The organism is Pacificibacter sp. AS14 (assembly GCF_038899935.1).
Classification (GTDB): Bacteria; Pseudomonadota; Alphaproteobacteria; order Rhodobacterales; family Rhodobacteraceae; genus Celeribacter.
In genome coordinates this window covers 14854-40123 of the sequence record NZ_JBBMQI010000011.1, presented here as the reverse complement: position 1 = coordinate 40123, position 25270 = coordinate 14854, and the positions used below count along the sequence as shown (strand labels likewise).

Sequence of the window (25270 nt, the reverse complement as noted above, 5' to 3'; positions counted from 1 at the left end):
CCCATAGTGACCAACATCAAACGCAGCCTTGTCATGCTCAGCCTCGCGACAACTCTTGTCCTTCCGTTTATCGCCCTTGCGCAAGACGGCAAAGTTCAAACACGTCAGTATAACGAAGGCGGGCTATACGAGGGCACATTTCAAGACGGTCAGCAACATGGCACCGGCACCTACCGCTTGCCCAACGGCTTTGAATACACCGGCGATTGGGTTATGGGCGAAATCAAAGGCCAAGGCGTGGCGCGCTACCCTGACGGGGCCGTGTATGAAGGCGCGTTCGAGAAGGGCAAACAGCACGGGTTCGGCAAGATAACCTATGCAGACGGCGGCACCTATGAGGGCGATTGGGAAAACGGCGTGATCACCGGATCAGGTGCGGCACATTACGCCAGCGGCATCACCTATGAAGGCGGATTTTTGGCCAACAACCATCACGGTCAAGGCCGCATGGAAAGCCCCACCGGCTATGTCTATGAGGGCGCTTGGGTCAATGGCGTCAAAGAGGGCAAAGGCACGATCACCTATCCAGAAGGCGCCATCTATGTCGGCAATTTGGCCCACGATGCGCGCAATGGCTTGGGTGTTTTAACCTTAGCCGACGGTTTGACGCTGGATTGCCAGTGGGTAGCAGGCCAATGCAACGGGACCGGCACCATTAGCCAACCCAATGGCGACGTCTACACAGGCACCCTTGTGGATGGAAAACGCCAAGGCAAGGGTCAGGTGACTTATGCAAATGGTGACGCTTATGTCGGCGACTTTGATGACGACAAGCGCCACGGAGTGGGCACGTTTACCGGCACTGACGGCTATATCTACACCGGTGCATGGGTCCAAGGCCGCATCGAGGGCAAAGGCCAAGTCACCTATCCTGACGGCTCTGTCTATGTTGGCGATTTCTTAGACGATCTGGCGCATGGCATGGGCAAAATCACCTACCCCGGCGGCACGACATATGATGGCGCATGGCAATATGGAGTGATCGAAGGCATGGGGCGCGCCGAATACGCCAACGGGCTGATCTATGAAGGCATGTTCAAAAACGCGCAAAACCACGGCAAAGGCAAAATGACCTATACCGATGGATTCATTTATGATGGCGATTGGGACAATGGCGAACGCTCTGGCAAAGGCATGGCGACTTACGCGGACGGCACCACCTATGACGGCGACTTTTTGAATGGCAAACGCGAAGGCACTGGCACGCTGGTCATGACGACGGGCTACACTTACGTGGGCGAATGGAAAGACGGCGAAATCAACGGGCGCGGCACCGCCACCTATGCCAATGGCGATGTCTACGTTGGCCTGTTTGCAGATGGCAAACGCCAAGGCAGCGGCACGATCACTTATGCTTCTGGCGAGATCGCATCTGGCGAATGGGCTGATGGGGCATTGATTACGGCAGCTGAGCCAGATGTGACCGAAGAGGCAGCACCCTCTACAGAAACAGTAGAAGTCCCTGCCAGCGAATAAAGGGATTTATACAACTTAGCTTACCGAAAGATCGCGGACTGAGAGGCGGTTAAGCTTGGGCCCTTTGATAGAAATTTGATCGCTTACCACGGGATTTCTGCCCCACGCCAATCATAGAACTTTCCCGTATTTTCAGGGGTTACGATCTCCAAAATGCGTAAGATGTTTTGCGCGGCCACCTTTGGCAATACGGTCTTGTTCGTGCCTTGATAGTTGGTGGTAAACTTGGTCGCGACGGTCCCCGGATGATAGGCAATCACGCAAGACTGTTTGTGCGAACGGGCCAGTTCAATCGCGGCTGTATGTACCATTTGATTGAGGGCGGCTTTAGCGGCGCGGTAACTGTACCAACCGCCCATTTTATTATCCGCGATTGAGCCAACGCGTGCTGTTAACACGGCAACTTTTGACAGACTATTCTTTGGCAACAGACGTGGCAGTTGGCGCAAAATCATCGCGGGGCCAATGGTGTTTACCGCAAATTGGTCCGCCATGGCCGCAGCCGTCACAGCTTTGAGCGACTTTTCAGGCGGCGCCCCTGCTCCATCAAGCTGCCCTGTCGCGATCACCACCAAATCAAACGGACCGATGATAGTCGCGAAAGCCGCTTCGATGCTGTCAGGCTGGCAAAAATCCAAACCGTGAGTGCTGCGTGACACCCCGATCACCTGCCAACCGGAGGCGCGCAAATTTGCACTCAGCGCCGCCCCTATCCCGCCTGTATGTCCGATGATCAGTGCCCGCATGACTGTCTCCTTTTGAAAGGTTACGTTCTGGTGTTGAAAAAAGTTCACTTTTTGGGGTTTTCTTTACCAGCCCCGTGATTATAGTCCCCCACATGACGAACCAGACTCATATTTCAATCCAGTCCCTGCGCCACAGCGCAGCGCTTCGTCACGGCCTTCTCCTTCTTAGCTGCCTCTGAGCGTGCTTCGGCGCGATGCTCAGAGGTGAGACTTGCGCCAGATTAAACATACGCACATCAAAACAAGCTAAGGACATTTCGGCATGAAGCCCGTAAATCTCGCACAAAAACTATCGCTCTTTAACAGCCATTGGGACCCCAAAGTCGTTGGCGATTACAACGACAATGACGTCATGGTGGTCAAATTTAAGGGCGAGTTTCCTTTTCACCAGCATGAGAACACCGACGACTTCTTTCTTGTCCTTGAGGGCGAGATGGTGATGGAGTACGAAGATGCCGATCCGGTCACTGTGAAAGCTGGCGAACTGGTGATCGTCCCAAAAGGACAGATCCACCGCCCGCGCGCTGATCAGGAAGTCAAAGTCCTGTTGATCGAGCCCAAAGGCGAACCCAATTCCGGCGATAGCGGCCAAGCGCCCGCGCCAAAGAACCGTATTTAAGGAAGACCAGCAGATGACTGACCAAGTATTGATTTTCGACACGACCCTGCGCGATGGCGAGCAATCCCCTGGCGCTACCATGAGCCACACCGAGAAACTGGAAATTGCCAGCTTGCTTGATGAAATGGGCGTCGATATTATTGAAGCTGGTTTTCCGATTGCCTCACAAGGCGACTTTGACGCGGTGTCCGAAATTGCCAAGAACGCCAAGAATGCTGTGATCTGTGGTCTGGCTCGCGCCAGCTTTGGCGATATTGATCGCTGCATGGAGGCGGTGAAACACGCAGCACAGCCACGCATTCACACCTTTATCGGCACCTCGCCTTTGCACCGCGATATCACTGCGCTGACCATGGATGAGATGGCGGATAAGATCCACGACACCGTTACCCATGCGCGCAATCTGTGTGACAACGTGCAGTGGTCGCCGATGGATGCGATCCGCACCGAACATGATTACCTGTGTCGTGTGGTCGAAATCGCCATCAAAGCGGGTGCCACCACGATCAACATCCCCGACACTGTTGGCTATACCATTCCGCGCGAAAGCTCTGACATCATTAAGATGCTGTTGGAACGGGTGCCGGGCGCAGATGACATCATCTTTGCCACCCATTGTCACAACGATCTGGGTATGGCGACCGCCAACTCTTTGGCCGCTGTTGAAGCAGGTGCGCGCCAGATCGAATGTACGATCAACGGCTTGGGCGAACGCGCGGGCAACACTGCTTTGGAAGAAGTCGTGATGGCGCTGAAAGTGCGTCAAGACATCATGCCTTATGCGACCAAAATCGACACCACCAAGATCATGAACATCTCGCGTCGTGTGTCGCAGGTGTCGGGGTTTGTGGTGCAGCCGAACAAAGCCATCGTTGGCAAAAATGCCTTCGCCCACGAGTCTGGCATCCACCAAGACGGCATGCTGAAAAACGCGGAAACCTTTGAAATCATGCGCCCTGCAGATGTGGGTCTGTCTGGCACATCCCTGCCTTTGGGCAAGCACTCAGGCCGCGCCGCTTTGCGCGCGAAACTCGAAGAGCTGGGCTATGAGCTGGGCGATAACCAGTTGAAAGACGTGTTTGTGCGCTTCAAAGAGCTGGCGGACCGCAAAAAAGAAGTGCTCGATGATGACATCGTCGCTTTGATGCAAGACACTGGATCCGAAGGACAAAACGAATTCATCAAGATCAAGAAACTGCGGGTGATCTGTGGCTCGGAAGCACCACAAACCGCTGATATCACTTTGGAAATCGACGGCGAAGAGAAGCATTGCACAGCCGAAGGCGACGGCCCTGTGGATGCAACATTCAAAGCGATCAAGACGCTTTACCCCACTGAGGCGCGTCTGCAGATTTACCAAGTGAACGCCGTGACCGAAGGCACCGATGCGCAAGCCACAGTCTCTGTGCGTTTGGAAGAAGACGGGCGCATCGCTACAGGTCAAAGCTCGCACACAGACACCGTGTTTGCCTCGGCCAAGGCCTATGTCAACGCGGTCAATCGCTTGATCGTGCGTCGGACTAAATCTGCGCCGGGGGTTGACACCAAAGAAGTCAAATACACCGACGCTGGCTAAATCGCCTGTATAAAACTTTTAAAGGGCGTGCCATTTGGCGCGCCTTTTTTATTGAACCAAGCGTTCAGCGCATGGACGATGTGCAATCTCATTTTTACGTTGCGTAACAGGGGGGCAAGCCTTGAATTGGCCCATCAGATGCGCACATGAAAAGATAGATTTTACAAAAGGATTCACCCAATGAAAAGCGCCGTACACACCACTTTTGGCGACCCTGTTGATGTCATGACATCTTCCGATATGCCACGGCCTGACCCTAAAGACGGCGAGGTGCGCATCCGCATGATCCTGTCGCCAATCCACAATCACGATCTGTGGACGGTACGCGGCGAATATGGCTACAAACCAGTGCTGCCAGCCATCGGCGGGTCCGAAGCTGTCGGCACCATTGAGGCCGTGGGCGCAGGCGTCGACGCGGCCATGATCGGCACACGTGTGGCCGCAGCGGGCATCCACGGATCATGGGCAGAATACTTTATCGCACCAGCTGCAGGCGTTATCCCCCTGCCCGATATGATTGCTGATGAGGCAGCAGCACAGTTGGTCGCAATGCCCTTCTCGGCCATCTCTTTGCTTGATTTCATCAACGTATCCGAGGGCGATTGGGTTGTCCAAACCGCAGCCAATGGCGCTGTAGGTAAAATATTTGCCGAACTTGCGCGCTCTAAAGGCATTCACACCGTAAATCTTGTGCGCCGCAAAGCTGCTGTGGCAGAACTAGAATCCATGGGTCTTGAAAATGTGATTTCAACGGATCAAGACGGCTGGAAAGATAAAGCACAGGCCTTGGTCGGCGAAGCTGGCGCAAAGGCGGCAGTGGATTCTGTGGGTGGCGCAATGGGCGAAGATTTGGTTGATTTGCTCGGCTGGCAAGGCGAATTGATCACCTTCGGCACCGCCTCGGGCGCGCCATTAACGCTCAATTCCGGCGCTTTGATTTTCAAACATATCACTGTGAAAGGGTTCTGGGGCTCCAAAGTGTCTGAAATGATGGAACCAGCCAAACGCGTGGGGTTGATCACTGAACTTGTCACGCTGGCAGCTACAGGCAAGTTGACTCTGGACGCAGGCGGCGTGTTCGCCATCGACGAAATCACCCAAGCGGTGACGGCGGCGCAAACCCCTGGACGCAAGGGCAAAATCCTGATCCGCCCATAACCCGCACAATCTAAGATTGGAATGATGCAAGCATGGGAGCTTTTCTGTGCTTGCATTCCCTAACCGCTCAATAATCCGCGACAGCTCTGTCACAAAGGCAAGACTTTGCCGGAGGAGTGCATCCGCCCCTTTCCCAAGGCGACGCAGAGGCATATAAGCCCATTTACGGGGAGATTCTCCCGTCTTTAAGATTGACGAGGAATGTAGGAACTATGGCGGGATTTAGAGGACTTTTCTCTTCGGATATGGCGATTGACCTTGGGACAGCGAACACGCTTGTCTATGTCAAGGGCAAGGGCATCATCCTTAATGAACCATCCGTCGTGGCCTACCACGTCAAAGACGGGCGCAAGCAAGTTTTGGCTGTGGGCGAAGACGCCAAGCACATGCTGGGTAAAACGCCTGGATCTATCGAAGCCATCCGCCCTATGCGTGACGGTGTGATCGCGGATTTCGACACTGCCGAAGAAATGATCAAACATTTCATTCGAAAAGTGCACCGCCGCACCTTGTTCCCCAAACCCAAGATTATCGTCTGTGTGCCACATGGCGCGACGCCTGTTGAAAAACGTGCGATCCGCAACTCTGTTCTATCGGCTGGTGCCGGACGCGCCGGTTTGATTGCAGAACCGATTGCTGCGGCGATTGGCGCAGGCATGCCGATCACAGACCCCACAGGCAACATGGTTGTCGACATCGGTGGTGGTACAACTGAGGTCGCGGTTCTGTCTTTGGGCGACATCGTTTACGCGCGGTCTGTGCGTGTCGGTGGTGACCGCATGGATGACGCCATTATCGCGTATTTGCGCCGTCAGCAAAACCTGTTGATCGGTGAAGGCACGTCCGAGCGCATCAAAACCACCATCGGTACAGCACGTATGCCTGACGATGGGCGCGGTGCCGCTATGACCATTCGTGGGCGTGACTTGCTCAACGGTGTGCCAAAAGAAATCGAAATTTCACAAGCCCAAGTGGCCGAAGCTCTGTCTGAGCCCGTGCAGCAAATCTGCGAAGCCGTGATGGCAGCGCTTGAGACCACGCCACCAGATTTGGCGGCAGACATCGTGGACCGTGGTGTGATGCTTACCGGTGGCGGCGCTCTTTTAGGCGACCTTGATCTAGCATTGCGCGAGCAAACAGGCTTGGCGATTTCTGTCGCTGACGAGCCGCTTAATTGTGTAGCTTTGGGCACAGGCAAAGCTTTGGAGTATGAAAAACAGCTCCGTCATGTGATTGATTACGACAGCTGATCGTTGGCCACAGGGGCGTATTTCATGCGCCCCAAGCCTGCGATCCTTTAAAGGTTCGAAGTAAACGTGGCCAAAGACGTGAACACATCTGACAACTTTATTAGGCCTCTGCGCAGATTGCTGTCTGCGCTGTTTATTATTTTGCTCTTTAGCATTTTCATTTTGTGGCGCATCGACAGCCCGCGCGTGGAACGCATCCGCGCGCAGCTTGTGGATCGAGTAGTACCGTCCTTTGAATGGGCTTTGGTGCCGGTAACCAAAACAATCGACATGGTCGAAAACTTTCAAAGTTACAGCCGCATTTACGAGCAAAACCAAGAACTGCGCCGCGAGTTGCGTCAAATGCAAGCGTGGAAAGAAGCCGCGTTGCAGCTGGAACAAAAGAACGCCAAACTGCTTGACCTGAACAACGTGCAGCTTGACCCTAAATACACGTATGTGACGGGCGTCGTTATGGCCGACAGCGGATCGCCGTTTCGTCAATCTGTGCTGTTAAACGTCGGATCGCGAGACGGTATTTTGGATGGCTGGGCCACAATGGACGGAATCGGCCTTGTGGGGCGCATCTCGGGGTTAGGCGAAAACACTGCACGTGTTGTGTTGCTAACAGACAGCAACTCGCGCCTGCCTGTGACCATTCAACCCTCGGGCCAACGCGCGATTTTGTCGGGCGACAACACGGCCCGCCCACCACTTTCATTCATCGAAAGTCTTGAATTGATTCGCCCTGGCGATCGGGTTGTGTCCTCAGGCGATGGTGGCGTTTTTCCGTCGGGCCTGGTGATCGGTCAAGTGGCGCTTGGCGCTGATCGGCGCTTGAGGGTTGTTTTGGCCGCAGACTACGAGCGGCTGGATTACCTGCGCGTTTTACGATCGCTTGAAGGCGAGCGCATTACCGATCCGGGCTCATTAATTTTGCCCGATGCTCCGATTTCAGCAACAGCAGACACTGCGGAGGCATCTAATGGTTGAACCATGGGTTGTCAGACAGTGGATGTATCGTGGAGGGTTTGTGTTAATTTGCATGACCGCACTGTTCTTTTGCATTCTACCGCTTGAGGTTGGCGCAGGTCGCTGGCCCGGGCCCGATCTGATGCTTGCTTTTGCTTTCACGTGGGTGCTGCGCCGCCCTGCTTATGTGCCCATGCTCTTGGTGGGCCTTACGTTTTTGATGGGTGACTTTATTTTCATGCGCCCACCCGGTCTTTGGGCAGCACTTTGCGTCGTTGCCGTTGAGTTTTTACGCGGGCGCGAGGGTATGTCGCGCGACATGCCTTTTTTGGTCGAGTGGGCGACGGTTTCTGTGCTCATGTTTGGGCTCGCTGTGGTGTACCGTATCTGTTTGGGGGTTTTTATGGTCGATCACACATCGTTTGGCTTGGTTATTTTGCAACAAATTTCGACGTTGTCGGTTTATCCGCTTGTCGTAGTCGCCTCGACATTTCTGATGGGCGTGACTAAAATTAGCCCCGCTGAAGCCGAGCAGATTGGATACGCACGATGAGACGATCCCCTGCAGATACTGCCGAAAGCGCAAGGAAAATATCGCGCCGCGCCCTGTTTTTGGGTGGTGCTCAATTAACCTTTATGGGCGTGCTTGGTCTACGGATGCGGTTCATGCAAGTGGATCAGGCCGAAGAATTTCGTCTGCTTGCGGATGAAAACCGTCTTAAAGTGCGCCTTTTGCCGCCTGCGCGTGGATTGCTCTATGATCGCAATGGCGTGATTTTGGCTGAAAATGAACAGACCTTTCGCATTGTGATCCGCAAAGAGGATGCAGCACACCTAGATGTCGTTTTGGCAAAGCTTGAAAAACTGATTGGTCTTACGCCAGACGAGCAAGAACGTGTGCGCAAAACGCTAAAAAGTCGCGACACCGGCCCCTCTGTGCCCGTGACCATTGCAGATCGTTTGACCTGGGAAGCCTTTTCCACCGTTGCGGCCAATGGACCTGCTCTACCGGGCGTGTCGCCCGAAGTGGGGCTGACGCGATTTTACCCATTCCGCGATGATTTCGTGCACACAGTTGGGTATGTTCGCCCTGTGACCCGCGACAAACTGGATCAGATGGAGGTCGTCGACCCTATTTACCGCATCCCTGATTTCCAAATCGGCCTGACGGGCGTTGAAACCAAATTGGAAGACCTGCTCAAAGGCCGCGCAGGCACTTTGCGGGTTGAGCAAAATGTGCACGGGCGCACTATTCGCGAGTTGGACCGGCAAGAAGGCGTGGCGGGCTCTAACATTCAGTTGACCTTTGATCAAAAAGTTCAAAACTTCGTTCAAGCGCGCTTGGCTGGCGAAAGTGCTTCTGCCGTGATTATGGATGTGCGCACTGGTGATGTGATCTCTGCGGGCTCAACCCCTGCCTTTGACCCAAATAAGTTCGTCCGCGGCATTTCAAGCGCTGACTACAAAGCCTTGCTGGAAAATATCTATCGCCCCTTGCCATCAAAGTCCGTCCAAGGCGCCTACCCGCCCGGATCGACGTTCAAGATGGTCACAGCGCTCGCAGCCCTTGAGGCAGGTGTAGTGACCCCTGACGAGACCGTGCGTTGTACTGGCCATACCGAAGTCGGTGGGCGTCGGTTTCATTGTTGGAAGCGCTCTGGGCACGGCAACATCAATCTTGTTGGGTCGCTGCGCCATTCTTGCGATGTCTATTACTATGAAATGGCGCAACGCGCTGGCATCGAAAAGATCGCAGACATGGGGCGCAAACTTGGGCTTGGCGAGGACTTTGCATTGCCGCTGCCCGGCATGTCCACAGGACTGGTGCCCGACAAGCAATGGAAACGTGACAAACGCGGCGCGGATTGGGTGATCGGTGACAGTTTGAATGCCGCAATTGGCCAAGGCTTTGTGTTGACGACCCCGATGCAACTGGCGGTGATGACATCGCGATTGGCCACGGGGCGCGCGATCACGCCACGGCTTGTCAAAACAATCGATGGGGTAGAGCAGCCAATCCAAGACGCAGGCCCATTGGACATCAACGAAAACATGTTACGCGCTGTGCGCCAAGGTATGTATGAGGTGTCCAATAGTTCACGCGGTACGGCCTATGGGTCACGGATTGTGGAAGATGGCATGCAAATGGCTGGCAAGACCGGAACAAGCCAAACCCGCAACCTGATTGTGAACAATAAAAACGTGCCATGGGAAGAGCGCGACCATGCATTGTTTGTCGCTTTTGCGCCCTATGACAATCCCAAATACGCCGTCTCTGTAGTCGTCGAACACGGCGGTGGCGGATCTACGGCGGCAGCACCCATTGCACGTGATTTGATGCTATTCGCCTTGCATGGAGCTGTGCCGCCTTTGGCCTCATATCCTCAATCTCAGCGCGCGACGATCAAAAATCGTCTCGATGCTTTGCCCTTGCGCCCCGATGGTGACAGCACAGGCAAAAGGAGCAACGCGTGAGTTATCTAGAGCAAAACCTAAAGACCGTTCCAACGGGCCTATCCAAGGTGCTCTACGTCAATTGGGCTTTGGTAATATTGCTCACAGCCGTGGCCAGCATCGGTTTCATCATGCTTTATTCTAATGCCGGAGGGTCATTTTCGCCATGGGCCGCGCCGCAAATGAAGCGGTTCGGCCTTGGGCTAGTGCTTATGTTGATGATCGCCATGGTGCCGATCTGGTTTTGGCGCAATGTCGCGGGCATCGGCTATCTGCTGTCTTTGGCTTTACTGCTGGTGGTCGAATTTTTCGGTGATGTCGGCATGGGCGCGCAACGTTGGATTGACCTTGGGTTTATGCGATTGCAGCCTTCTGAGCTGATGAAGATCACCTTGGTTATGCTGCTGGCAGGCTACTACGATTGGCTGGACATCAAAAAAGTCTCGCGCCCTCTGTGGGTCGCGATCCCTGTTTTGTTGATCTTATTACCAACCGCTTTAGTGCTCAAACAGCCTGATCTTGGCACCTCGCTTTTGCTGGTGTTTGGCGGCGTGATTATCATGTTCGCAGCGGGCGTTAGTTGGTGGTATTTTGGTGCGGTTGCGGCCATGGGCGCAGCTTTGGTGACATCCGTGTTCTCGTCACGCGGCACGTCTTGGCAATTGCTCAAAGACTATCAATACCGCCGCATCGATACGTTTTTGGACCCAGCCTCTGACCCTTTGGGCGCTGGATATCACATCACCCAATCCAAAATTGCCCTCGGCTCAGGCGGCTGGACGGGGCGCGGATTTATGCAAGGCACACAATCGAGATTGAACTTTTTGCCTGAAAAACACACCGACTTTATATTCACCACATTGGCCGAAGAGTTCGGATTTTTGGGTGGATTTTCCTTGCTCATGCTTTATGCGGGCATAATCGTGTTTTGTTTGATTTCGGCGATGAATAACAAAGATCGCTTTGGTGCCTTGGTCACAATCGGCATCGCCGCCACGTTCTTTTTGTTCTTCGCGGTAAACATGTCGATGGTCATGGGCCTCGCTCCCGTTGTGGGTGTGCCCTTGCCAATGGTGTCTTACGGAGGATCGGCCATGCTGGTGTTGATGGTTGCCTTTGGGATTGTGCAATCTGCCCATGTCCATCGTCCGCGTAGTAAATCCTAACAGAATTCGAGGCGCGCCATGACCGTGAACATTCTTTTCTCAGCGCAGCGCAGCCTGTGGGATGCCTATAAAGACGCGCTGCCAAAAGCGCTCAACGCGCAAGGCATTGCGGCGCAGATTAGCACCGCGATGCCCCCAGATCAGACTGATTACATCGTGTATGCCCCCAATCCGTCCCTGACCGACTTCGCACCTTTCGTGCGGACAAAAGCAGTTTTGAGCTTGTGGGCGGGCGTGGAAACCATTGTGGGCAATGCAAGCCTGACCCAACCTTTGTGCCGAATGGTGGACGAAGGTTTAGAGCTCGGCATGACAGAATGGGTCGTTGGCCATGTGATGCGTCACCATTTGGGAATGGACCGTCACATTCACGGATTGAACGGTAGGTGGGATCAAACCACACCTCCGCTGGCGCGCGACAGGCAGGTCACAGTGTTGGGTCTAGGGATGCTTGGCGGGGCGGCAGCCAAGGCTTTGGCCTCGCTCGGTTTTAACGTCACGGGATGGTCACGCAGCCCCAAAGAGATCAAAGGCATCACCTGCTTGCATGGCGCTGATGGGTTAAAACACGCGCTGCAACAGGCTAAAATTTGCGTTCTACTTTTGCCCAACACCTCTGCGACAGAAAACACACTGCGCATTGAGACACTCGCAATTATGCCGCGCGGCGCAGTGATTTTAAATCCGGGGCGTGGCGTGTTGATCGACGACGACGCGTTACTTGCAGCCCTTGAAACAGGTCAGATTTCTCACGCCACATTGGATGCATTTCGTATCGAGCCTTTGCCCAAAAACCATGTGTTTTGGCGGCACCCGAACATCACTGTGACACCACATATTGCCGCTGAAACAAGACCTAAATCAGCGTCTCAAGTGATTGCAAGCAACATCAAACGATCCGAGTACGGCCAGCCTTTGTTGCATTTGGTGGACCGCAATGCGGGTTACTGACGCGATGCCAATCTGCGCCTAAAGCGAGACATCAGCGCAAAATAGGCGGCTTGTTTGGGTCCATACCGGGCGCGGAAGGCCCTGTGGATTGGGGGTCTGGCTGGGGCAGATCAAAGCGCAAGCCGTGGCGCGCAAGTGCCGCGCAAAGCGGATCGCTGGGGGCAAAGAACGCAACATCCAAAGCCCCCGCTTCAATTCCTGAAAACGTCAAAGCCTCGGCCACCAGTTGCGCCAAAGCACCTTCCGAGCCGGGCATGTGGTCAACATAGGCCAAAAGATGGGTTTTCGCGCCACCTTCATAGGTCACCCCCGCCAAATAAGCGACTCGCGCCAATCCTCCAGCAATCGCCAGTTTGGTGTCTAGCGCAGAAATCAAAGGTTCGGGCAGACCATGCGGTGGGGTGATTTCTTCGGGTTTGGCCTCGGCTTCGCTTGGGGCGTGGGCCAGCGTGTCTTTGAGCCAATCCATTGCCTCAGGCGGCAACAGCATCTCGGATGGCGCGACAGTCAAATTCAATCCTAGACCGATACCCTGCCCTGCCAACATGTCCGCCAAAACCCGACCCGATAGCGCCGCATATGGCGCTTCACCTGCAAATTCGGCCAAGCGTTCTTCGCGGTCAAACACCAAAACATAGTTTTGATCTTCGACAGGGAAGACACGGGGCTCAAGAGGCGCCTCGCCTTCATGTTCCACATCCAACAGCAAAAATAATTCACAATCGGCCAGCCGTTCAAAGAACCGCAACCGCAAAGTGTCATCGTTTTGGTCAGCGTCCATAGCGGCATGCGCCACATCGATGGGCGTAAGATCAGGCGTGGATTGATCGGTCATACAGGCTCCTCTACCGACGCAGATCAAGCCCATCGCAACATAGGCCCAAACGGTCTGGTTTGTTTGACACAACCCGTATGGCTCTCAGGCCGACGAGGCAAGCAAAACTCACAAAGACAACGCCGCCCTGAGCGACACGGGGGCAGAGGTTTTGTTGCGCAAATCAAGCGATGTCACAAGGTCAAGAAGATGACTTTTCATCAGTTCCTCAGCGCGTGGCCCATCATGAGCCGCAAAAGCCGTGATCAACGCGTCATGGGCATGGCTTTCACATATCGCAGCCCGTCTTTGCCAATAAAGCGCGATGATCAATGAAGACCGTGAAATAAGCTGCGTGATAAAAGCTTCTATCGTGTGTTGATCGGCAATTCGGGCAATATCAATGTGAAACTGTCCTGACAGATACAGCGCGCGCCCGTGATCGCCAGCATGAAGCGCTCCGTGCTCAGCATCTATATGTGCCTGCAACTGAGCAACTTGATTGTCCGTGATGCGCAAGGCGGCAGAATAGGCTGTACGTGGTTCGAGCAAAGCGCGGGCTTCGAACACCTCGCGCGCCTCTTGCACCGACGGTTGCGCGACATAGGCCCCACGATTGCGTTTAAGTTCCACAAGTCGTTGATGGGCTAAAGACTGAAGAGCCGCGCGGACGATGGTCCGACTGACCCCATACACTTCAGCAATATCGTCCTCGCCCAGTTTGGTACCTGGGGCCAAACGGTGTTCGTGGATGGCCAACTCAAGTTTTTCAAACAGCAGGTCGGCGGTCATTGGCGTAGAGCTCAGATCAGTCATCTTAGTTCCTTTGACCTACATTGGAATCGCATGACCTCTATGGCAAGCGCCAAAGCTTTCATCATTTTGTTTTCATAATTGTATACAATATTGCGCACATAAATGCGCACTTTCCGCCCAACACAGCACAAACTTTAGGCAACTCATGCTTTCGCACACAAATCACCACAGATTTCAATGCCGCATCGCAACAAAATCTGCTGACCATGAGTCCAGACGAATACAAATTTTCAAACGGCAAGGGGTGCACATGGGCGCTGGATACGATCTTGAACTGATCAATCTGACGAAAAAATATGGCGATACGCTTGCTGTAGATCGGATCAATTACAAATTCAAAGCAGGCAGTTATGTCTGTCTTTTGGGACCATCTGGTTGCGGAAAATCATCGACTCTCCGGATGATCGCAGGGCATGAAACCCTCACGGACGGATCTGTTGTTTTGGATGGGTTTGATGTCTCGACGCTCGCCCCCGCAAAACGTGGCACAGCGATGATGTTTCAAAGTTATGCCCTATTTCCGCACCTAAGTGTGCGCGACAACGTGGCGTTCTCCTTACGCATGAAGGGCGTCGACAAGCCGACACGCCATGCCAAAGCCAATGCTTTGTTAGAATTGGTCGACATGACATCCTTTGCCGAACGGTTTCCTGAACAGCTGTCCGGCGGCCAACAGCAACGGGTCGCTTTGGCTCGCGCTCTTATCACGGAACCCAAGGTTTTGTTGCTTGACGAGCCGCTGTCTGCTCTTGATCCGTTTTTGCGTATTCGGATGCGTAGCGAACTCAAACGCTTGCAGCGTGAGCTTGGTATCACCTTTATCCACGTCACCCACGGCCAAGACGAAGCGTTGGCGTTGGGCGATGAATTGGTGGTGATGAACAATGCAGTGATCGAACAGGCAGGCACGGCACGCGATGTCTGGTCAGCCCCGAAAACCGAATTCGTGGCGCGTTTTATGGGCGGGCACAATGTTATTTCACTGGACGGGGGCAAAGTCGCTTTGCGATCTGATGAAGTCAGGCTCGATAAAAACGGATTGGCCGCGACCGTCACCTCTGTCGAATACCAAGGCGGACATGTGGCCCTCACAACTCAAACGGATTCAGGTGAAGAAGTTTTGGCCTTGGTGCCAGAAACCGACTTTTACGCCTCACCCAAAAATCCAGGCGACGCAGTCAATCTCGCTTGGGATGAGGGGCGGCTGCACCGCCTCCTGACTTAAACACGTTCAATTCTTCCAAACTAACAAGGGAAAACTCAATGTCAAAAATGCGTTATAGCCGTCGTTCCGTCCTCAAGGGCGCCGCAGGTGCCGTTGCTGCCTCTACTTTGCCAGCACCTATGGTCTGGGCTCAAGAAATCAAAGACATCACTTTGCGCCAGTTCGGCACAGGCGTGTCGAACCTCAATGATGTGGCCAATAAGGTTAAAGAAGATCTTGGCTTCACCCTAGAGATGACAGCGCTCGACAGTGACAGCGTCACCCAACGTGCCGCCACACAACCGGATAGCTTTGACATCGCGGATATCGAATACTGGATCTGTAAAAAGGTTTGGCCAACAGGCAACTTGCAGGCGATGGATACATCTAAGATTGACAACTACGACAAAATCGTCGGCACCTTCCGTTCTGGTAAATTGACCCCAACAAGCCAGATTGCTCAAGGAACCGCACCACACACTGTGGGCTTTGTTGATGGCCCAGGCAGCAAAACTTTTGCCACTGAAGAATCCGGTTGGATGACTTTGATCCCAACCATCTACAATGCTGACACCTTGGGCATTCGACCTGACCTTATCGGTCGTCCAATTAGCAGCTGGACTGAACTTTTGAACCCTGAGTTCAAAGGCAAAGCCTCAATTCTCGACATCTCATCCATCGGCATCATGGACATGGCGATGGTTTGTGAAGCCATGGGTGAAATCCAATATGGCGACAAAGGCAACATGACCAAAGAAGAGATCGACAAAACATTCGCGATCTTCACAGAAGCCAAGAAAAACGGCCAATTCCGTGCATTCTGGAAATCCTTCGATGAATCCGTGAACTTGATGGCATCCGGCGAAGTTGTCATCCAATCCATGTGGTCCCCTGCGATCACGGCTGTGAAATCACGCGGCATTCCATGTGTCTATCAACCACTTAAAGAGGGCTACCGCTCTTGGGGTGGTGGCCTTGGTCTATCATCTAGCTTGTCTGGCATGGAATTGGATGCGGCTTACGAATACATCAACTGGTACTTGTCCGGTTGGGTTGGCGGCTACTTGATGCGTCAAGGTTACTACTCTGCTGTGCCTGAAACCTCGAAAGAGTTCATGAGTGAGAACGAATGGGGCTACTGGTTCGAAGGCAAAGCAGCCACTGGCGACATCACATCTCCAACGGGCGACGTCTTGGCCGGTGCTGGCGATCTGCGCGATGGTGGGTCTTTCACCGACCGTATGGGCGCAGTGGCGTGCTGGAACTCCGTTATGGATGAAAACCAGTACATGGTCCGCAAATGGAACGAATTCATCGCGGCCTAATGTGACCTTTCTTGAGGTTCTACCTCCCTCGTGTGGGCCTTCGGGCCCGCACACCCCATCCCCCCAAAAGACCATAGATGTGCATCGGCACACCGGCGAGGACACATGGAAAAGACACGCAATTTGGTAACATACCTACAGGCAGCACCCTTGGCTGTTGTTCTGCTTGGGTTCCTTATCGCGCCTATCGTTATGATTGTGATCGTCAGCTTTTGGGGCGCGACAGAGTTTTCGATCTATCCGGCTTTTCAATTCGACAACTACGCCTTTTTGTTCGGATCGCCCGTCACCTACAAGGTGTTTTTTGCAACGTTCAAATACGCGATTATCACTTGGGCTTTGACCCTGTCCATCGGCTTTACCATCGCCTATTTCCTTGCCTTTCACATCCGCACACAGGCCATTCAAACGGTGCTGTTTTTGCTCTGCACCATCCCGTTTTTAACCTCGAACATCATCCGCATGATTTCTTGGATTCCTTTTTTAGGTCGCAACGGGATTGCCAATCAGGCGCTGATCTCATGGGGTGTGATTGACGTACCGCTTGAGTGGCTTTTGTACTCGGATTTCGCCGTCATCTTAGCGTTTGTGCACCTATACACCTTGTTTATGGTGGTGCCGATTTTCAATACAATGATCCGCATCGACAAATCCTTGATTGAAGCCGCCTATGACAATGGTGCCTCGGGATTTCAAACGCTCAAGCACGTCATCATTCCACTGACAAAACCGGGCATCATGATCGGAACGATTTTTGTGGTCACATTGGTGATGGGCGATTTCATAACAGTGCGATTCATGTCGGGATCGCAAAAAGCCAATGTCGGGCGTTTGATTTCAAACGACATATCGCTGCTGCAATACCCGTCTGCTGCGGCCACTGCTGTGATCTTGCTGTGCACCGTTTTGATTGTCATTGGCGTCTTGCTGCGCTTCGTTAATATTCGAAAGGAGCTATAAGATGGAAAGCCGCCCCCGTTCCTTTTACCTGCTCTCCGCCTTTTTCATTTTGTTTCTCATGTTCCTTTACGGTCCAACACTGACCATCGGCATCTTGTCGTTTCAAGGCCCCAAAGGCGGGCTGACGTTTCCGATGAACGGTGTCTCGATGCATTGGTTTGCGGACCTGTTCAAGCAACAGGCCGTGGGCGACATTTGGGGGTCGTTCCGGCGCTCATTCGTGCTGGGCCTCATGGTTATGGTGTCGACCGTGATCGTGTCTGTGTCCGCAGGCCTTGCGTTCCGTAAAAACTTTAAAGGATCGGGAGTGCTGTTTTACATGGCGATCACATCGCTGGTGATTCCGTCCATCTTGGTGTCACTGGGCGTCGGCCTGATTTTTAGCCAGCTCGGGTTCAAAGTGCATTGGGCCACTTCAGGGTTCGGATCACAGCTGACTTGGACACTGCCTTTTGGTCTTTTGATCATCTTCGCGGTCTTCAACCGGTTCGATAAATCCTTTGAAGAAGCCGCCCGCGACCAAGGAGCCACCCCATGGCAAACCATCCGCTTTGTGATTTTGCCCATCATTGCGCCCTCTCTCATTGGCGTCGCGTTGTTCGGCTTCACATTGTCCTATGACGAATTCGCCCGCACGCTTTTGACAGCGGGCAGTTACAACACCCTGCCCCTCGAAATCTTCGGGATCACCACAAACGTCACAACCCCCGTAATCTACGCGCTCGGTACGCTGACCACGCTGTTTTCATTGCTCATCATCGCCGTCTTTTTGGTGATCGTTTGGATCATGGGCAAGCGCCGTCGCGGGCTTGGGTCTGATGCTGGGTCTGGTGTCTGATGCGATTGATCTACATAAACCCAAACGCAACCGAAACGATGACCCAAAGCATCGTCGACGCTGCACGCAAGGCCCTGCCTGACGCCCATATTATCGGACTAACAAATCACGATGGCCCCCGCGCCATCGAAGGCCCCGAAGACGGCGAACATGCCGTCACAGGACTGCTAAAACTGATCCCCAAGGCCAAAGCATTGGGCGCAGACGCCATCATTATCGCTTGTTTTGATGACACAGGACTGGCCGAAATGCGTAAAGCTGCGGATTGTCCTGTCTTGGGGATCGGTCAATCCGCATACACTATGGCGCAGATCATCGGCGCAGAATTCTCAGTTGTTACATCACTTGCTGTTTCCATTCCAGTTATTGACGGCAATATTCAAACCACTGGGTTTGGCTCAATCTGCCGGTCCGTGCGCGCCAGTGGGCTTGGTGTCCTCGACATAGACGCCGGCGCACCTGAAGCGATTACTCGATTGTCAGAAGAAATCAATTTAGCCCAAACGCAAGACGGTGCGACAGCCGTCGTACTTGGATGTGCCGGTATGGCGCATCTGCGTGAATTGCTTGCAGCAAAGACCAATGTACAATTGATTGACGGCGTTGCAGCCTCTGCGTATCTCGCACAATCTGCTGTCCGTTTTTTGAACACCTGAGGCGCGAAACGCAAATACACCGTATTTGCCCGACATATATGGTAATAGTGATTCCGCTTATCTGCAAAAAACTGTGTCGCGTTGAGCGACAATAGCCATGTAAACCACAAAAAACTGAAGGATTGTTTCCTAAATCCACCCAAATCGCGCGGATCTGGCCCCATTTCTGGTGGAAGGCGACGTTCTGATGTGGATTAACCATGCTTTGCCCGACATAATGTGAACAAATTGAGTGCGTAAGACTCTCTTTAAGCAAAGTCCGTTAAGGATAAATGAGCTAAGCAGTTTCGAGGCGTACCAATGCTTGAGTTTGATAATGTAAGCAAGTCCTATTGGACTGGCACACAGCGTAAGGTGATCCTTGATCGGGCGTCCTTTAGGGTGGAGCTTGGCAATTCACTTGGTATTTTGGCGCCAAACGGCACCGGCAAAACCACGATCATCAACATGATGAGTGGTTTGGAGAAACCTGACGAGGGCGAAATTCGTCGCGGCTGCCGTATTTCCTTTCCTTTGGGGTTTATGGGCGGGCTAATCGGCAAACACACAGGGCGCGAAAACGTCCGCTTTATTGCGCAGCTTTACGATCTTGATCCCGATTACGTCGAAGCCTTTTGCAGATGGCTGTGCGACATCAATGAATATTTTGACATGCCCGTGGGCACCTATTCTTCGGGCATGCGTGCGCGACTGTCTTTTGCGTTGCTGCTGGCGCTTGATTTTGACATTTACTTGATCGACGAAGGCATGCCCTCCACAGCGGATGTCAATTTCAACCGCAAAGCTGGTGCAATCTTGCGCGAACGACTAGAGAAAGCGACGATCATTGTGGTGTCTCACCAAGCCTCCACTTTAGAGAAATTCTGTCGATCCGCTGCTGTCTTGCGCAAAGGTAAATTGCATATGTTCGATACATTAGAAGAGGCAAAAGCGCTCTATGACTACGAAGCCTAAAGCCCAGAAATTTCGCGTCCGCAGGACTCCGCGCGCGGCAAGCGTGTCCGATGCGGCTGCACTGGTCGACGCCCTGAAAACACCAACACTTGCACCAGCCAACACGCAGGCGCAGCAACCTTCGATTTCACCCGTGCAAGCGACTGCACCCGCCGCAGCTGTCGATCACTCGCAGTTGTTTGACAACGGAGGCGACGATGACGGATTTGGAAGCATGCCCTTTCCTGGCGCTGCAGCCGCGGCGCACCCAAAGCCAATAGAAACGCCGCGCCGCACCTCACGCGGTGCTATTTCAGATGCTTTGGCCTCTGGCGCACGGGGCAAACAAACATCACGCCAAGCGGTCACCGGAGACATCACGCCGGCTGATGAAATATCCGTGGATCAAGATATCGACACGATCAAACGCGAGGGTTTAACGGGTCGTCAATTGCGCATGGCACGTCGCGTCGCGCAAAAACACAGCCTTGCCCCGACCTCAGACTTTGATGCGGTGCGTTTGCTACGTAAGCAAGGGATTGATCCCTTCCAACGCTCAGCCATGCTCGACATGGTCTCCACTGAAGACGATGCCAATCTTCCCGCGACAACGGGCAATAAGCTGCCTAAAACGATTGAAACCGCCGCCATGCCGTCCGCTGATGTGATGGAACGGCTGTCGCGCGAAAACGAAATTTCGCAAATTCAGCTCGATATTGCAAAACGGCGTCGTCGCAAAACGGCCTTGCTTGCCTCACGTTTAGCGGTGTTTGTCGGCGTTCCCACGTTTCTGTCAGCGATCTATTTCTACACAATCGCCACGCCAATGTACGCGACGAAATCCGCCTTTGTAATTCAGCAAGCTGATTCTGCGACTTCTGGCGTAGGTGGTCTCTTTTCTGGGTCGCCTTTGGGGGGGTCCCAAGATTCCATTGCCGTTCAAGATTATCTTGAAAGCCGCGACGCTATGCTGCGCCTCGATGCTGATGTGGGATTTAAAGAACACTTCGCCTCAGAAGCCATCGATTCGATACAGCGGTTGCCAGAGAATCCAACCAATGAAAAAGCCTACAAAGTCTACTCAAAACGCGTCAGCATTGGCTATGATCCCACCGAAGGATTGCTGAAAATGGAGGTGGTCGCCGCAGACCCGAATGTGTCCAAACAGTTCAGCGACGCTTTGATCCAATACGCTGAGGAACGAGTGGACAACCTGACTCAGCGCAAACGCGAAGACCAAATGAAGGGCGCGCGAGAGAGCTTGGAAGACGCCGAACGTAAAATGGGTGAAGCGCAAGAAAGCGTTGTGGTCTTGCAAGAACAGTTGGGTATCATTTCACCTGAGGCCGAAACCGGTGCACTGATGGGGCAAATTTCAACATTTGAAACGCAACTGCAACAAAAGCAATTGCAACTGCAGCAGTTGTTGGACAACTCTCGTCCCAACCAAGCCCGTGTTGAAGGTGTCCGAGGTGACATTGGTCGCTTGGAAAATATTGTCGCTAATCTGCGAGCTCAGATGACTGATGCTACGGGCACATCAGGATCTTTGGCGCGGATCTCGGCCGAATTACGCATGGCGGAAGTTGATCTTCAAACCCGCCAAATGATGGCGCAGCAGGCCATTCAATCGCTTGAGGTGGCCCGTATCGAAGCCAATAGACAAACGCGTTACTTGTCGCTGAGCTCTAGCCCCGTGGCACCAGATGAACCCACTTATCCGCGCAAATTCGAAAACACGATTTTGGCGTTTTTATTGTTCTCAGGCATCTATCTACTGGCGTCGCTCACCGCTGCCGTGCTGCGCGAGCAGGTTTCGGCGTGAAGCTGGATAAGGCTTTAAAGAAGAAAAGTTTTAAAAGGATGCCGCATCGGCGTCCTTTTTCTATTTGACGAGGATCAAAATATCTTCAAGCGTCAACGCCACACCGCCTGTCACTGGCACATGAGTACGCCCTTCAATGGACACTTCGGCCCCCAAGTCCATGAACGCTTTAATGTTTGTCACCTTGGTCGCCAAATGCATATGAAATATCCGTGATTTCAATACCTTGAGCATCTGCGCAATGAAACAAAAGTGTGCGGTTCCCAAACAGATTTGCGCAAGTGTCGTTTTCTCAATCAAAAAAATTTGGAAACAATGTTTCTGGTATTCCCAAGGAGCACAAGATGATCCTGTGCCATCTTGAAGGCGATCATCCCCTGCGCACACCAATAAGAGACCATTCCCACATTGATGGCAATCTGTTCAGGCGAACACGAAGACGCGTTCAAATCGGTCCGCCACTAAGATGCCAAGCCAATTCTATCATGGCCTTTGAAAATTTTCTCATTCGAGTTTTCAAATTTCTGCAAAAAGGGGTTGCACAGCCCGCAGCGACAGACTAATCAACGCTCCAAGTTGGGGTGTAGCCAAGTGGTAAGGCAATGCTTTTTGGTAGCATGTACCGTAGGTTCGAATCCTACCACCCCAGCCATTTCCACCATGACTAACAAGCATAGACCCAGCAGACTAACCTGCTGAGGAATGCCCCAGATTTATGCCCCACCCTCAGGCGAGAGGGAGGGACGGGTACGGCACATATGCTATTGCAGCGCAGCGCGTGTCGTGATTCCAGCCATTCATGTGCAGCACAGAGTAAGGCAACTTGACCAAATTTCGCCTCCAAATGATGGAAATAGTTTAGTCGCCGATTATTGTGAGGTTTGGGAAGAACAGAGGCGTGCTAGTTCACTTTCAGGTAACCTATATATCGGTCTAGTTAGGAACCACGGTTGATCAGAAGAAAAGGTGCTTCAAAGGAAGGCTCGCGGCACCGATTGCGGCCGAATTTCCTTCGATCCGCGAGATAACTTCCTCTGGCCGCCGTCGGCGCACCCCGTGGCGGGTTTCCCCAAAATCAACAGATCTTTGGATGAGAGATGATGCAAGAGCGCTCGGTATCTGGCCGCCATAGACAATGCTTTGTGGATCGATAACTGCGCTCAACGTATTGATAAGCCTATTATGCTGGGGCGTCACCCGGTCAAGCCAACGTTGAACGCTAGGGAGGCTGGGATCGAAGTCATCCTTAAGTTGTTCGATCATTGTAACCTCCAATCCGTCTTTTCGTAGCTCTTCTATTAGGCTTTTGAGAGCTGGTCGGTGCGGCATCTCCTGCGGTGTGAACATTCCGCTGACCTCGCCTGCATTCCCAAATCCACCGGTTTGCAGCTGACTGTTCAGCACTACACCCGCCCCTAAGCCGTAGTTGAAAGAAAGGTAAACGAAGTTCTGAACATTGCGCCCAACACCGAGCATCAATTCGCACACTGCGCTGCAATTTGAGCCATTTTCAGTCCAGACCGGCAATCTAAACCGATCCGATATGAAGGGTGCAAGTTGTAGCGAGGACCAATCTGATAAGGGCTCAGGCGTACTATATCGAGACCCTTCTATCCTAAACCCCGCAATGGCAACCCCGATCCCAATGATGTCTGTCCGCTTCACATTGTTATTGGCAAGAAGTGTATCAACGGCGGTTTCAATTTCATTCAATGCTTTGTTGGCGGAGCGATCTTCGATTTTGATATTTGACGTGTCATATGACCCGTCAAATCGCATCAGGGTGAGTCCCGCGACATCGGTGTCAATGGAAAGACCGAGCGAGACTCCGAACAATGGATTGAGATGCAAGGCTGGGCTTGGCTTTCCTTTGTATACGGGCGGGCATAATTCTCCCAATTGGATCAAACGACGTGCTTCTAACTGGGCCACTAGCCTGTGAATGGATTGTTGTGTCAGCTCAAGACTTGCCCCCAACGACGACCTCGGCAAACCTGGATTGCGCCAAATCTCTCCCAACAAAGCACGTTCGTTTTGGGTAACGACATTGTCGCGGTCGCGTCGGAATCGGTCAGCTACCAATTGGTCTGGTTCGTAATCTTCTATGTCCATGAAAAGACGGTAGGAACAAAAAAATTGATTGTCACGCCTTATGTGCCACAACTTTGTTACACTTCATGTGTGATAAAGTGGTATCACGAATTGTCATTGGGAGAAGCGACATGAAACCGGGAAAGATCATTTTGGCATCGATAGTTTTCGCGGGCCAATCAAGCTTGGCAACGGCCGAAGACATTGAGTTCTGGTATGGTAATACTGGCACCATCGAGGCAGCGATCCAGACTGCTTGTGAGGCTTTTAACGAAAGCCAGAGCGAGCACAGTGTCACCTGTGTCGGCCAAGGCGGATATGAGCCAGCTATGCAAAAGGCAATTGCGGCCTATCGCTCTCAGCAACATCCAGTCATGATCCAGTTGTTTGATGCCGGCACTTTGGATCTGATGTTGTCAGATGCTGTTGTTCCGGTTCAAGACATCATGCCTGACGTAGATTGGAATGACTATCTGGGCGGTGCTCGCTCATATTACGAAACTTCGACGGGTGCGATGTTCTCGCAACCTTATAACGGCTCGACGCTGATTTTCTACGCCAACATGGACGCTTTAGGTGAAGTTGGCGTGACGGAAATTCCTGACACGTATGAGGGTGTCGTCGAGGTTGCGCGCCAACTTAAGGAGAACGGACACAGTTGTCCTGTCTTGCAACGGGTCCATCCGTGGTTCTCGCTTGAGCAATTCTCGGCTCGTCACGGCGAACCCATTGCCACGAACGGCAACGGGTATAGTGGTTTGGATGCCGAATACGTTTTCAACGAGGGCTTGGTCGCCGAACATTTGACCAACATTGCCGCTTGGCGCGAAGAAGGGTTGTTCAGGTTGCCTGTTGATACAGAGGGCGAAAAGAACGCATTCAATACGGGCGAATGCGCCATGCTGGAAACGTCAACTGGAGCTTACGGTGGAACATACGCAGCCCTTGGCGACAGTGTTGGCGTAGGTCTTGCACCAGTCTATGAGGGCTATGAACGGCACAATACACTAATTGGAGGTGCGTCGATCTGGGTCATGAAGGGTCATGGCGATGCCGAATATTCCGCCGCCTCCGCTTTCCTGGAATTCGTGCGCCAAGACGCGCAGCAGATCGAATTCACCCGCACAACAGGCAATCTGCCTGTGACCAAAAGTGCCCTGGAAACTTTACGTGGGAGCGATGAGGCGGGTGCGATTGAGTTCGCGACTGCCGAATTGGGTGTCACTTCACTAAGCCAACCCGGCGATGACAATAGCCGCGGGATCCGCCTCGGATTCTACGTACAGTTCCGCGATATTTTTGTGGAAGAGGTTACAAAAGCTATGAACGAAGAACAGTCGGTGCAAGAGGCGCTTGATGCGGCTGCAGGGCGCGGAAACGAGTTATTGCGTAGGTTCGAGCAGACCTATGCAGGCGTTGCTCTACCCTAAGACCTATTCGTTTCGAAGGCGGCCCGAGAAC

23 protein-coding genes and 1 tRNA gene are annotated in these 25270 nt (G+C 53.0%); 19 read left to right on the top strand and 5 right to left on the bottom strand.

The genetic code is table 11. The features are described 5' to 3' along the window. Positions 1-33 precede the first annotated feature (33 nt). The gene (locus WNY38_RS11650; protein ID WP_342857571.1) at positions 34-1476 is read left to right on the top strand and encodes a 2-isopropylmalate synthase; all 1443 of its coding nucleotides are present in this window, start codon (positions 34-36) and stop codon (positions 1474-1476) included. A gap of 83 nt (positions 1477-1559) precedes the next feature. Here WNY38_RS11650 and WNY38_RS11645 read toward each other — a convergent pair whose 3' ends face one another. Further along, entirely contained in the window at positions 1560-2222 is a 663-nt protein-coding gene (locus tag WNY38_RS11645; RefSeq protein WP_342857510.1) for an SDR family NAD(P)-dependent oxidoreductase, read from the bottom strand. Between the two features lie 262 nt (positions 2223-2484). On the opposite strand from WNY38_RS11645, the gene WNY38_RS11640 reads away from it, so the two are divergent. The 9 genes from WNY38_RS11640 to WNY38_RS11600 all read left to right on the top strand — a co-directional run bounded on the left by WNY38_RS11640 (position 2485) and on the right by WNY38_RS11600 (position 12347). Beyond that, positions 2485-2841 carry a cupin domain-containing protein gene (locus tag WNY38_RS11640; protein WP_342857509.1) on the top strand — a complete coding sequence of 119 codons (357 nt, stop codon included), beginning with the start codon at positions 2485-2487 and terminating at the stop codon, positions 2839-2841. A gap of 13 nt (positions 2842-2854) precedes the next feature. Beyond that, positions 2855-4417, top strand: coding sequence for a 2-isopropylmalate synthase (locus WNY38_RS11635; protein ID WP_342857508.1), 1563 nt, complete (start codon positions 2855-2857; stop codon positions 4415-4417). A gap of 180 nt (positions 4418-4597) precedes the next feature. Then, complete coding sequence (locus tag WNY38_RS11630) at positions 4598-5575, top strand: zinc-binding dehydrogenase (protein WP_342857507.1); 978 nt, start codon at positions 4598-4600, stop codon at positions 5573-5575. Positions 5576-5787: 212 nt separating this feature from the next. Then, positions 5788-6825, top strand: a complete 1038-nt coding sequence (locus WNY38_RS11625) for a rod shape-determining protein (protein ID WP_342857506.1) — start codon at positions 5788-5790, stop codon at positions 6823-6825. A 66-nt stretch (positions 6826-6891) separates the two neighbouring features. Beyond that, a complete protein-coding gene (mreC, locus tag WNY38_RS11620) occupies positions 6892-7797 on the top strand; it encodes a rod shape-determining protein MreC (protein WP_342857505.1) in 906 nt (301 codons plus the stop codon). After that, a complete protein-coding gene (locus tag WNY38_RS11615; RefSeq protein ID WP_342857504.1) occupies positions 7790-8329 on the top strand; it encodes a rod shape-determining protein MreD in 540 nt (179 codons plus the stop codon). The genes mreC and WNY38_RS11615 overlap by 8 nt, the downstream gene beginning before the upstream one ends. Further along, entirely contained in the window at positions 8326-10251 is a 1926-nt protein-coding gene (gene mrdA, locus WNY38_RS11610; RefSeq protein ID WP_342857503.1) for a penicillin-binding protein 2, read from the top strand. Before WNY38_RS11615 ends, mrdA begins: the two co-directional genes overlap by 4 nt. Continuing rightward, entirely contained in the window at positions 10248-11396 is a 1149-nt protein-coding gene (rodA, locus tag WNY38_RS11605; protein ID WP_342857502.1) for a rod shape-determining protein RodA, read from the top strand. The genes mrdA and rodA overlap by 4 nt, the downstream gene beginning before the upstream one ends. Positions 11397-11414: 18 nt before the next feature. Further along, positions 11415-12347 (top strand): glyoxylate/hydroxypyruvate reductase A, encoded by a 933-nt coding sequence (locus WNY38_RS11600; RefSeq protein WP_342857501.1) that lies wholly within the window; start codon positions 11415-11417, stop codon positions 12345-12347. Between the two features lie 31 nt (positions 12348-12378). On the opposite strand, the gene WNY38_RS11595 is transcribed toward WNY38_RS11600, so the two are convergent. Next, complete coding sequence (locus WNY38_RS11595; RefSeq protein WP_342857500.1) at positions 12379-13182, bottom strand: SseB family protein; 804 nt, start codon at positions 13180-13182, stop codon at positions 12379-12381. 108 nt (positions 13183-13290) lie between these two features. After that, a complete protein-coding gene (locus WNY38_RS11590; RefSeq protein WP_342857499.1) occupies positions 13291-13977 on the bottom strand; it encodes a GntR family transcriptional regulator in 687 nt (228 codons plus the stop codon). Between the two features lie 250 nt (positions 13978-14227). Between WNY38_RS11590 and WNY38_RS11585 the strand changes: the two genes are divergently transcribed. From WNY38_RS11585 to WNY38_RS11555, 7 genes are all read left to right on the top strand, one after another. Beyond that, complete coding sequence (locus WNY38_RS11585; protein WP_342857498.1) at positions 14228-15202, top strand: ABC transporter ATP-binding protein; 975 nt, start codon at positions 14228-14230, stop codon at positions 15200-15202. 38 nt (positions 15203-15240) lie between these two features. After that, positions 15241-16506 (top strand): PotD/PotF family extracellular solute-binding protein, encoded by a 1266-nt coding sequence (locus WNY38_RS11580; RefSeq protein ID WP_342857497.1) that lies wholly within the window; start codon positions 15241-15243, stop codon positions 16504-16506. Positions 16507-16611: 105 nt separating this feature from the next. After that, positions 16612-17466 carry an ABC transporter permease gene (locus WNY38_RS11575; protein WP_342857496.1) on the top strand — a complete coding sequence of 285 codons (855 nt, stop codon included), beginning with the start codon at positions 16612-16614 and terminating at the stop codon, positions 17464-17466. 1 nt (position 17467) lies between these two features. Continuing rightward, entirely contained in the window at positions 17468-18304 is an 837-nt protein-coding gene (locus WNY38_RS11570; RefSeq protein WP_342857495.1) for an ABC transporter permease, read from the top strand. Beyond that, positions 18304-18960 carry an aspartate/glutamate racemase family protein gene (locus WNY38_RS11565; RefSeq protein ID WP_342857494.1) on the top strand — a complete coding sequence of 219 codons (657 nt, stop codon included), beginning with the start codon at positions 18304-18306 and terminating at the stop codon, positions 18958-18960. Before WNY38_RS11570 ends, WNY38_RS11565 begins: the two co-directional genes overlap by 1 nt. Positions 18961-19260: 300 nt before the next feature. Further along, complete coding sequence (locus WNY38_RS11560) at positions 19261-19914, top strand: ATP-binding cassette domain-containing protein (protein ID WP_342857493.1); 654 nt, start codon at positions 19261-19263, stop codon at positions 19912-19914. Then, a complete protein-coding gene (locus WNY38_RS11555; protein ID WP_342857492.1) occupies positions 19898-21718 on the top strand; it encodes a capsule biosynthesis protein in 1821 nt (606 codons plus the stop codon). Before WNY38_RS11560 ends, WNY38_RS11555 begins: the two co-directional genes overlap by 17 nt. Positions 21719-21778: 60 nt before the next feature. Here the strand turns inward: WNY38_RS11555 and WNY38_RS11550 are convergent, their stop codons facing one another. Continuing rightward, the gene (locus tag WNY38_RS11550) at positions 21779-21901 is read right to left on the bottom strand and encodes a hypothetical protein (RefSeq protein WP_342857491.1); all 123 of its coding nucleotides are present in this window, start codon (positions 21899-21901) and stop codon (positions 21779-21781) included. 394 nt (positions 21902-22295) lie between these two features. Here WNY38_RS11550 and WNY38_RS11545 point away from each other — a divergent pair. Further along, positions 22296-22370: transfer RNA gene (locus WNY38_RS11545), tRNA-Gln, on the top strand. Positions 22371-22672: 302 nt separating this feature from the next. Here WNY38_RS11545 and WNY38_RS11540 read toward each other — a convergent pair. Continuing rightward, entirely contained in the window at positions 22673-23830 is a 1158-nt protein-coding gene (locus WNY38_RS11540; RefSeq protein ID WP_342857490.1) for an ROK family transcriptional regulator, read from the bottom strand. A gap of 110 nt (positions 23831-23940) precedes the next feature. Between WNY38_RS11540 and WNY38_RS11535 the strand changes: the two genes are divergently transcribed. Beyond that, on the top strand, positions 23941-25239 hold the full coding sequence (locus tag WNY38_RS11535; RefSeq protein WP_342857489.1) for an extracellular solute-binding protein: 1299 nt from the start codon (positions 23941-23943) through the stop codon (positions 25237-25239). Positions 25240-25270: the final 31 nt, after the last annotated feature.

Bases quoted from the DNA above. Each gene is read 5' to 3' on its own strand.
- WNY38_RS11635 (WP_342857508.1), top strand. From the start codon at position 2,855: ATGACTGACCAAGTATTGATTTTCGACACGACCCTGCGCGATGGCGAG.
- WNY38_RS11555 (WP_342857492.1), top strand. From the start codon at position 19,898: ATGACTACGAAGCCTAAAGCCCAGAAATTTCGCGTCCGCAGGACTCCG.
- WNY38_RS11615 (WP_342857504.1), top strand. From the start codon at position 7,790: ATGGTTGAACCATGGGTTGTCAGACAGTGGATGTATCGTGGAGGGTTT.
- WNY38_RS11565 (WP_342857494.1), top strand. From the start codon at position 18,304: ATGCGATTGATCTACATAAACCCAAACGCAACCGAAACGATGACCCAA.
- mrdA (WP_342857503.1), top strand. From the start codon at position 8,326: ATGAGACGATCCCCTGCAGATACTGCCGAAAGCGCAAGGAAAATATCG.
- WNY38_RS11645 (WP_342857510.1), bottom strand. From the start codon at position 2,222: ATGCGGGCACTGATCATCGGACATACAGGCGGGATAGGGGCGGCGCTG.
- WNY38_RS11625 (WP_342857506.1), top strand. From the start codon at position 5,788: ATGGCGGGATTTAGAGGACTTTTCTCTTCGGATATGGCGATTGACCTT.
- WNY38_RS11590 (WP_342857499.1), bottom strand. From the start codon at position 13,977: ATGACTGATCTGAGCTCTACGCCAATGACCGCCGACCTGCTGTTTGAA.
- WNY38_RS11640 (WP_342857509.1), top strand. From the start codon at position 2,485: ATGAAGCCCGTAAATCTCGCACAAAAACTATCGCTCTTTAACAGCCAT.
- WNY38_RS11575 (WP_342857496.1), top strand. From the start codon at position 16,612: ATGGAAAAGACACGCAATTTGGTAACATACCTACAGGCAGCACCCTTG.
- WNY38_RS11535 (WP_342857489.1), top strand. From the start codon at position 23,941: ATGAAACCGGGAAAGATCATTTTGGCATCGATAGTTTTCGCGGGCCAA.
- WNY38_RS11630 (WP_342857507.1), top strand. From the start codon at position 4,598: ATGAAAAGCGCCGTACACACCACTTTTGGCGACCCTGTTGATGTCATG.
- WNY38_RS11560 (WP_342857493.1), top strand. From the start codon at position 19,261: ATGCTTGAGTTTGATAATGTAAGCAAGTCCTATTGGACTGGCACACAG.
- WNY38_RS11540 (WP_342857490.1), bottom strand. From the start codon at position 23,830: ATGGACATAGAAGATTACGAACCAGACCAATTGGTAGCTGACCGATTC.
- WNY38_RS11595 (WP_342857500.1), bottom strand. From the start codon at position 13,182: ATGACCGATCAATCCACGCCTGATCTTACGCCCATCGATGTGGCGCAT.
- WNY38_RS11570 (WP_342857495.1), top strand. From the start codon at position 17,468: ATGGAAAGCCGCCCCCGTTCCTTTTACCTGCTCTCCGCCTTTTTCATT.
- WNY38_RS11580 (WP_342857497.1), top strand. From the start codon at position 15,241: ATGTCAAAAATGCGTTATAGCCGTCGTTCCGTCCTCAAGGGCGCCGCA.
- WNY38_RS11600 (WP_342857501.1), top strand. From the start codon at position 11,415: ATGACCGTGAACATTCTTTTCTCAGCGCAGCGCAGCCTGTGGGATGCC.
- WNY38_RS11585 (WP_342857498.1), top strand. From the start codon at position 14,228: ATGGGCGCTGGATACGATCTTGAACTGATCAATCTGACGAAAAAATAT.
- WNY38_RS11650 (WP_342857571.1), top strand. From the start codon at position 34: ATGCTCAGCCTCGCGACAACTCTTGTCCTTCCGTTTATCGCCCTTGCG.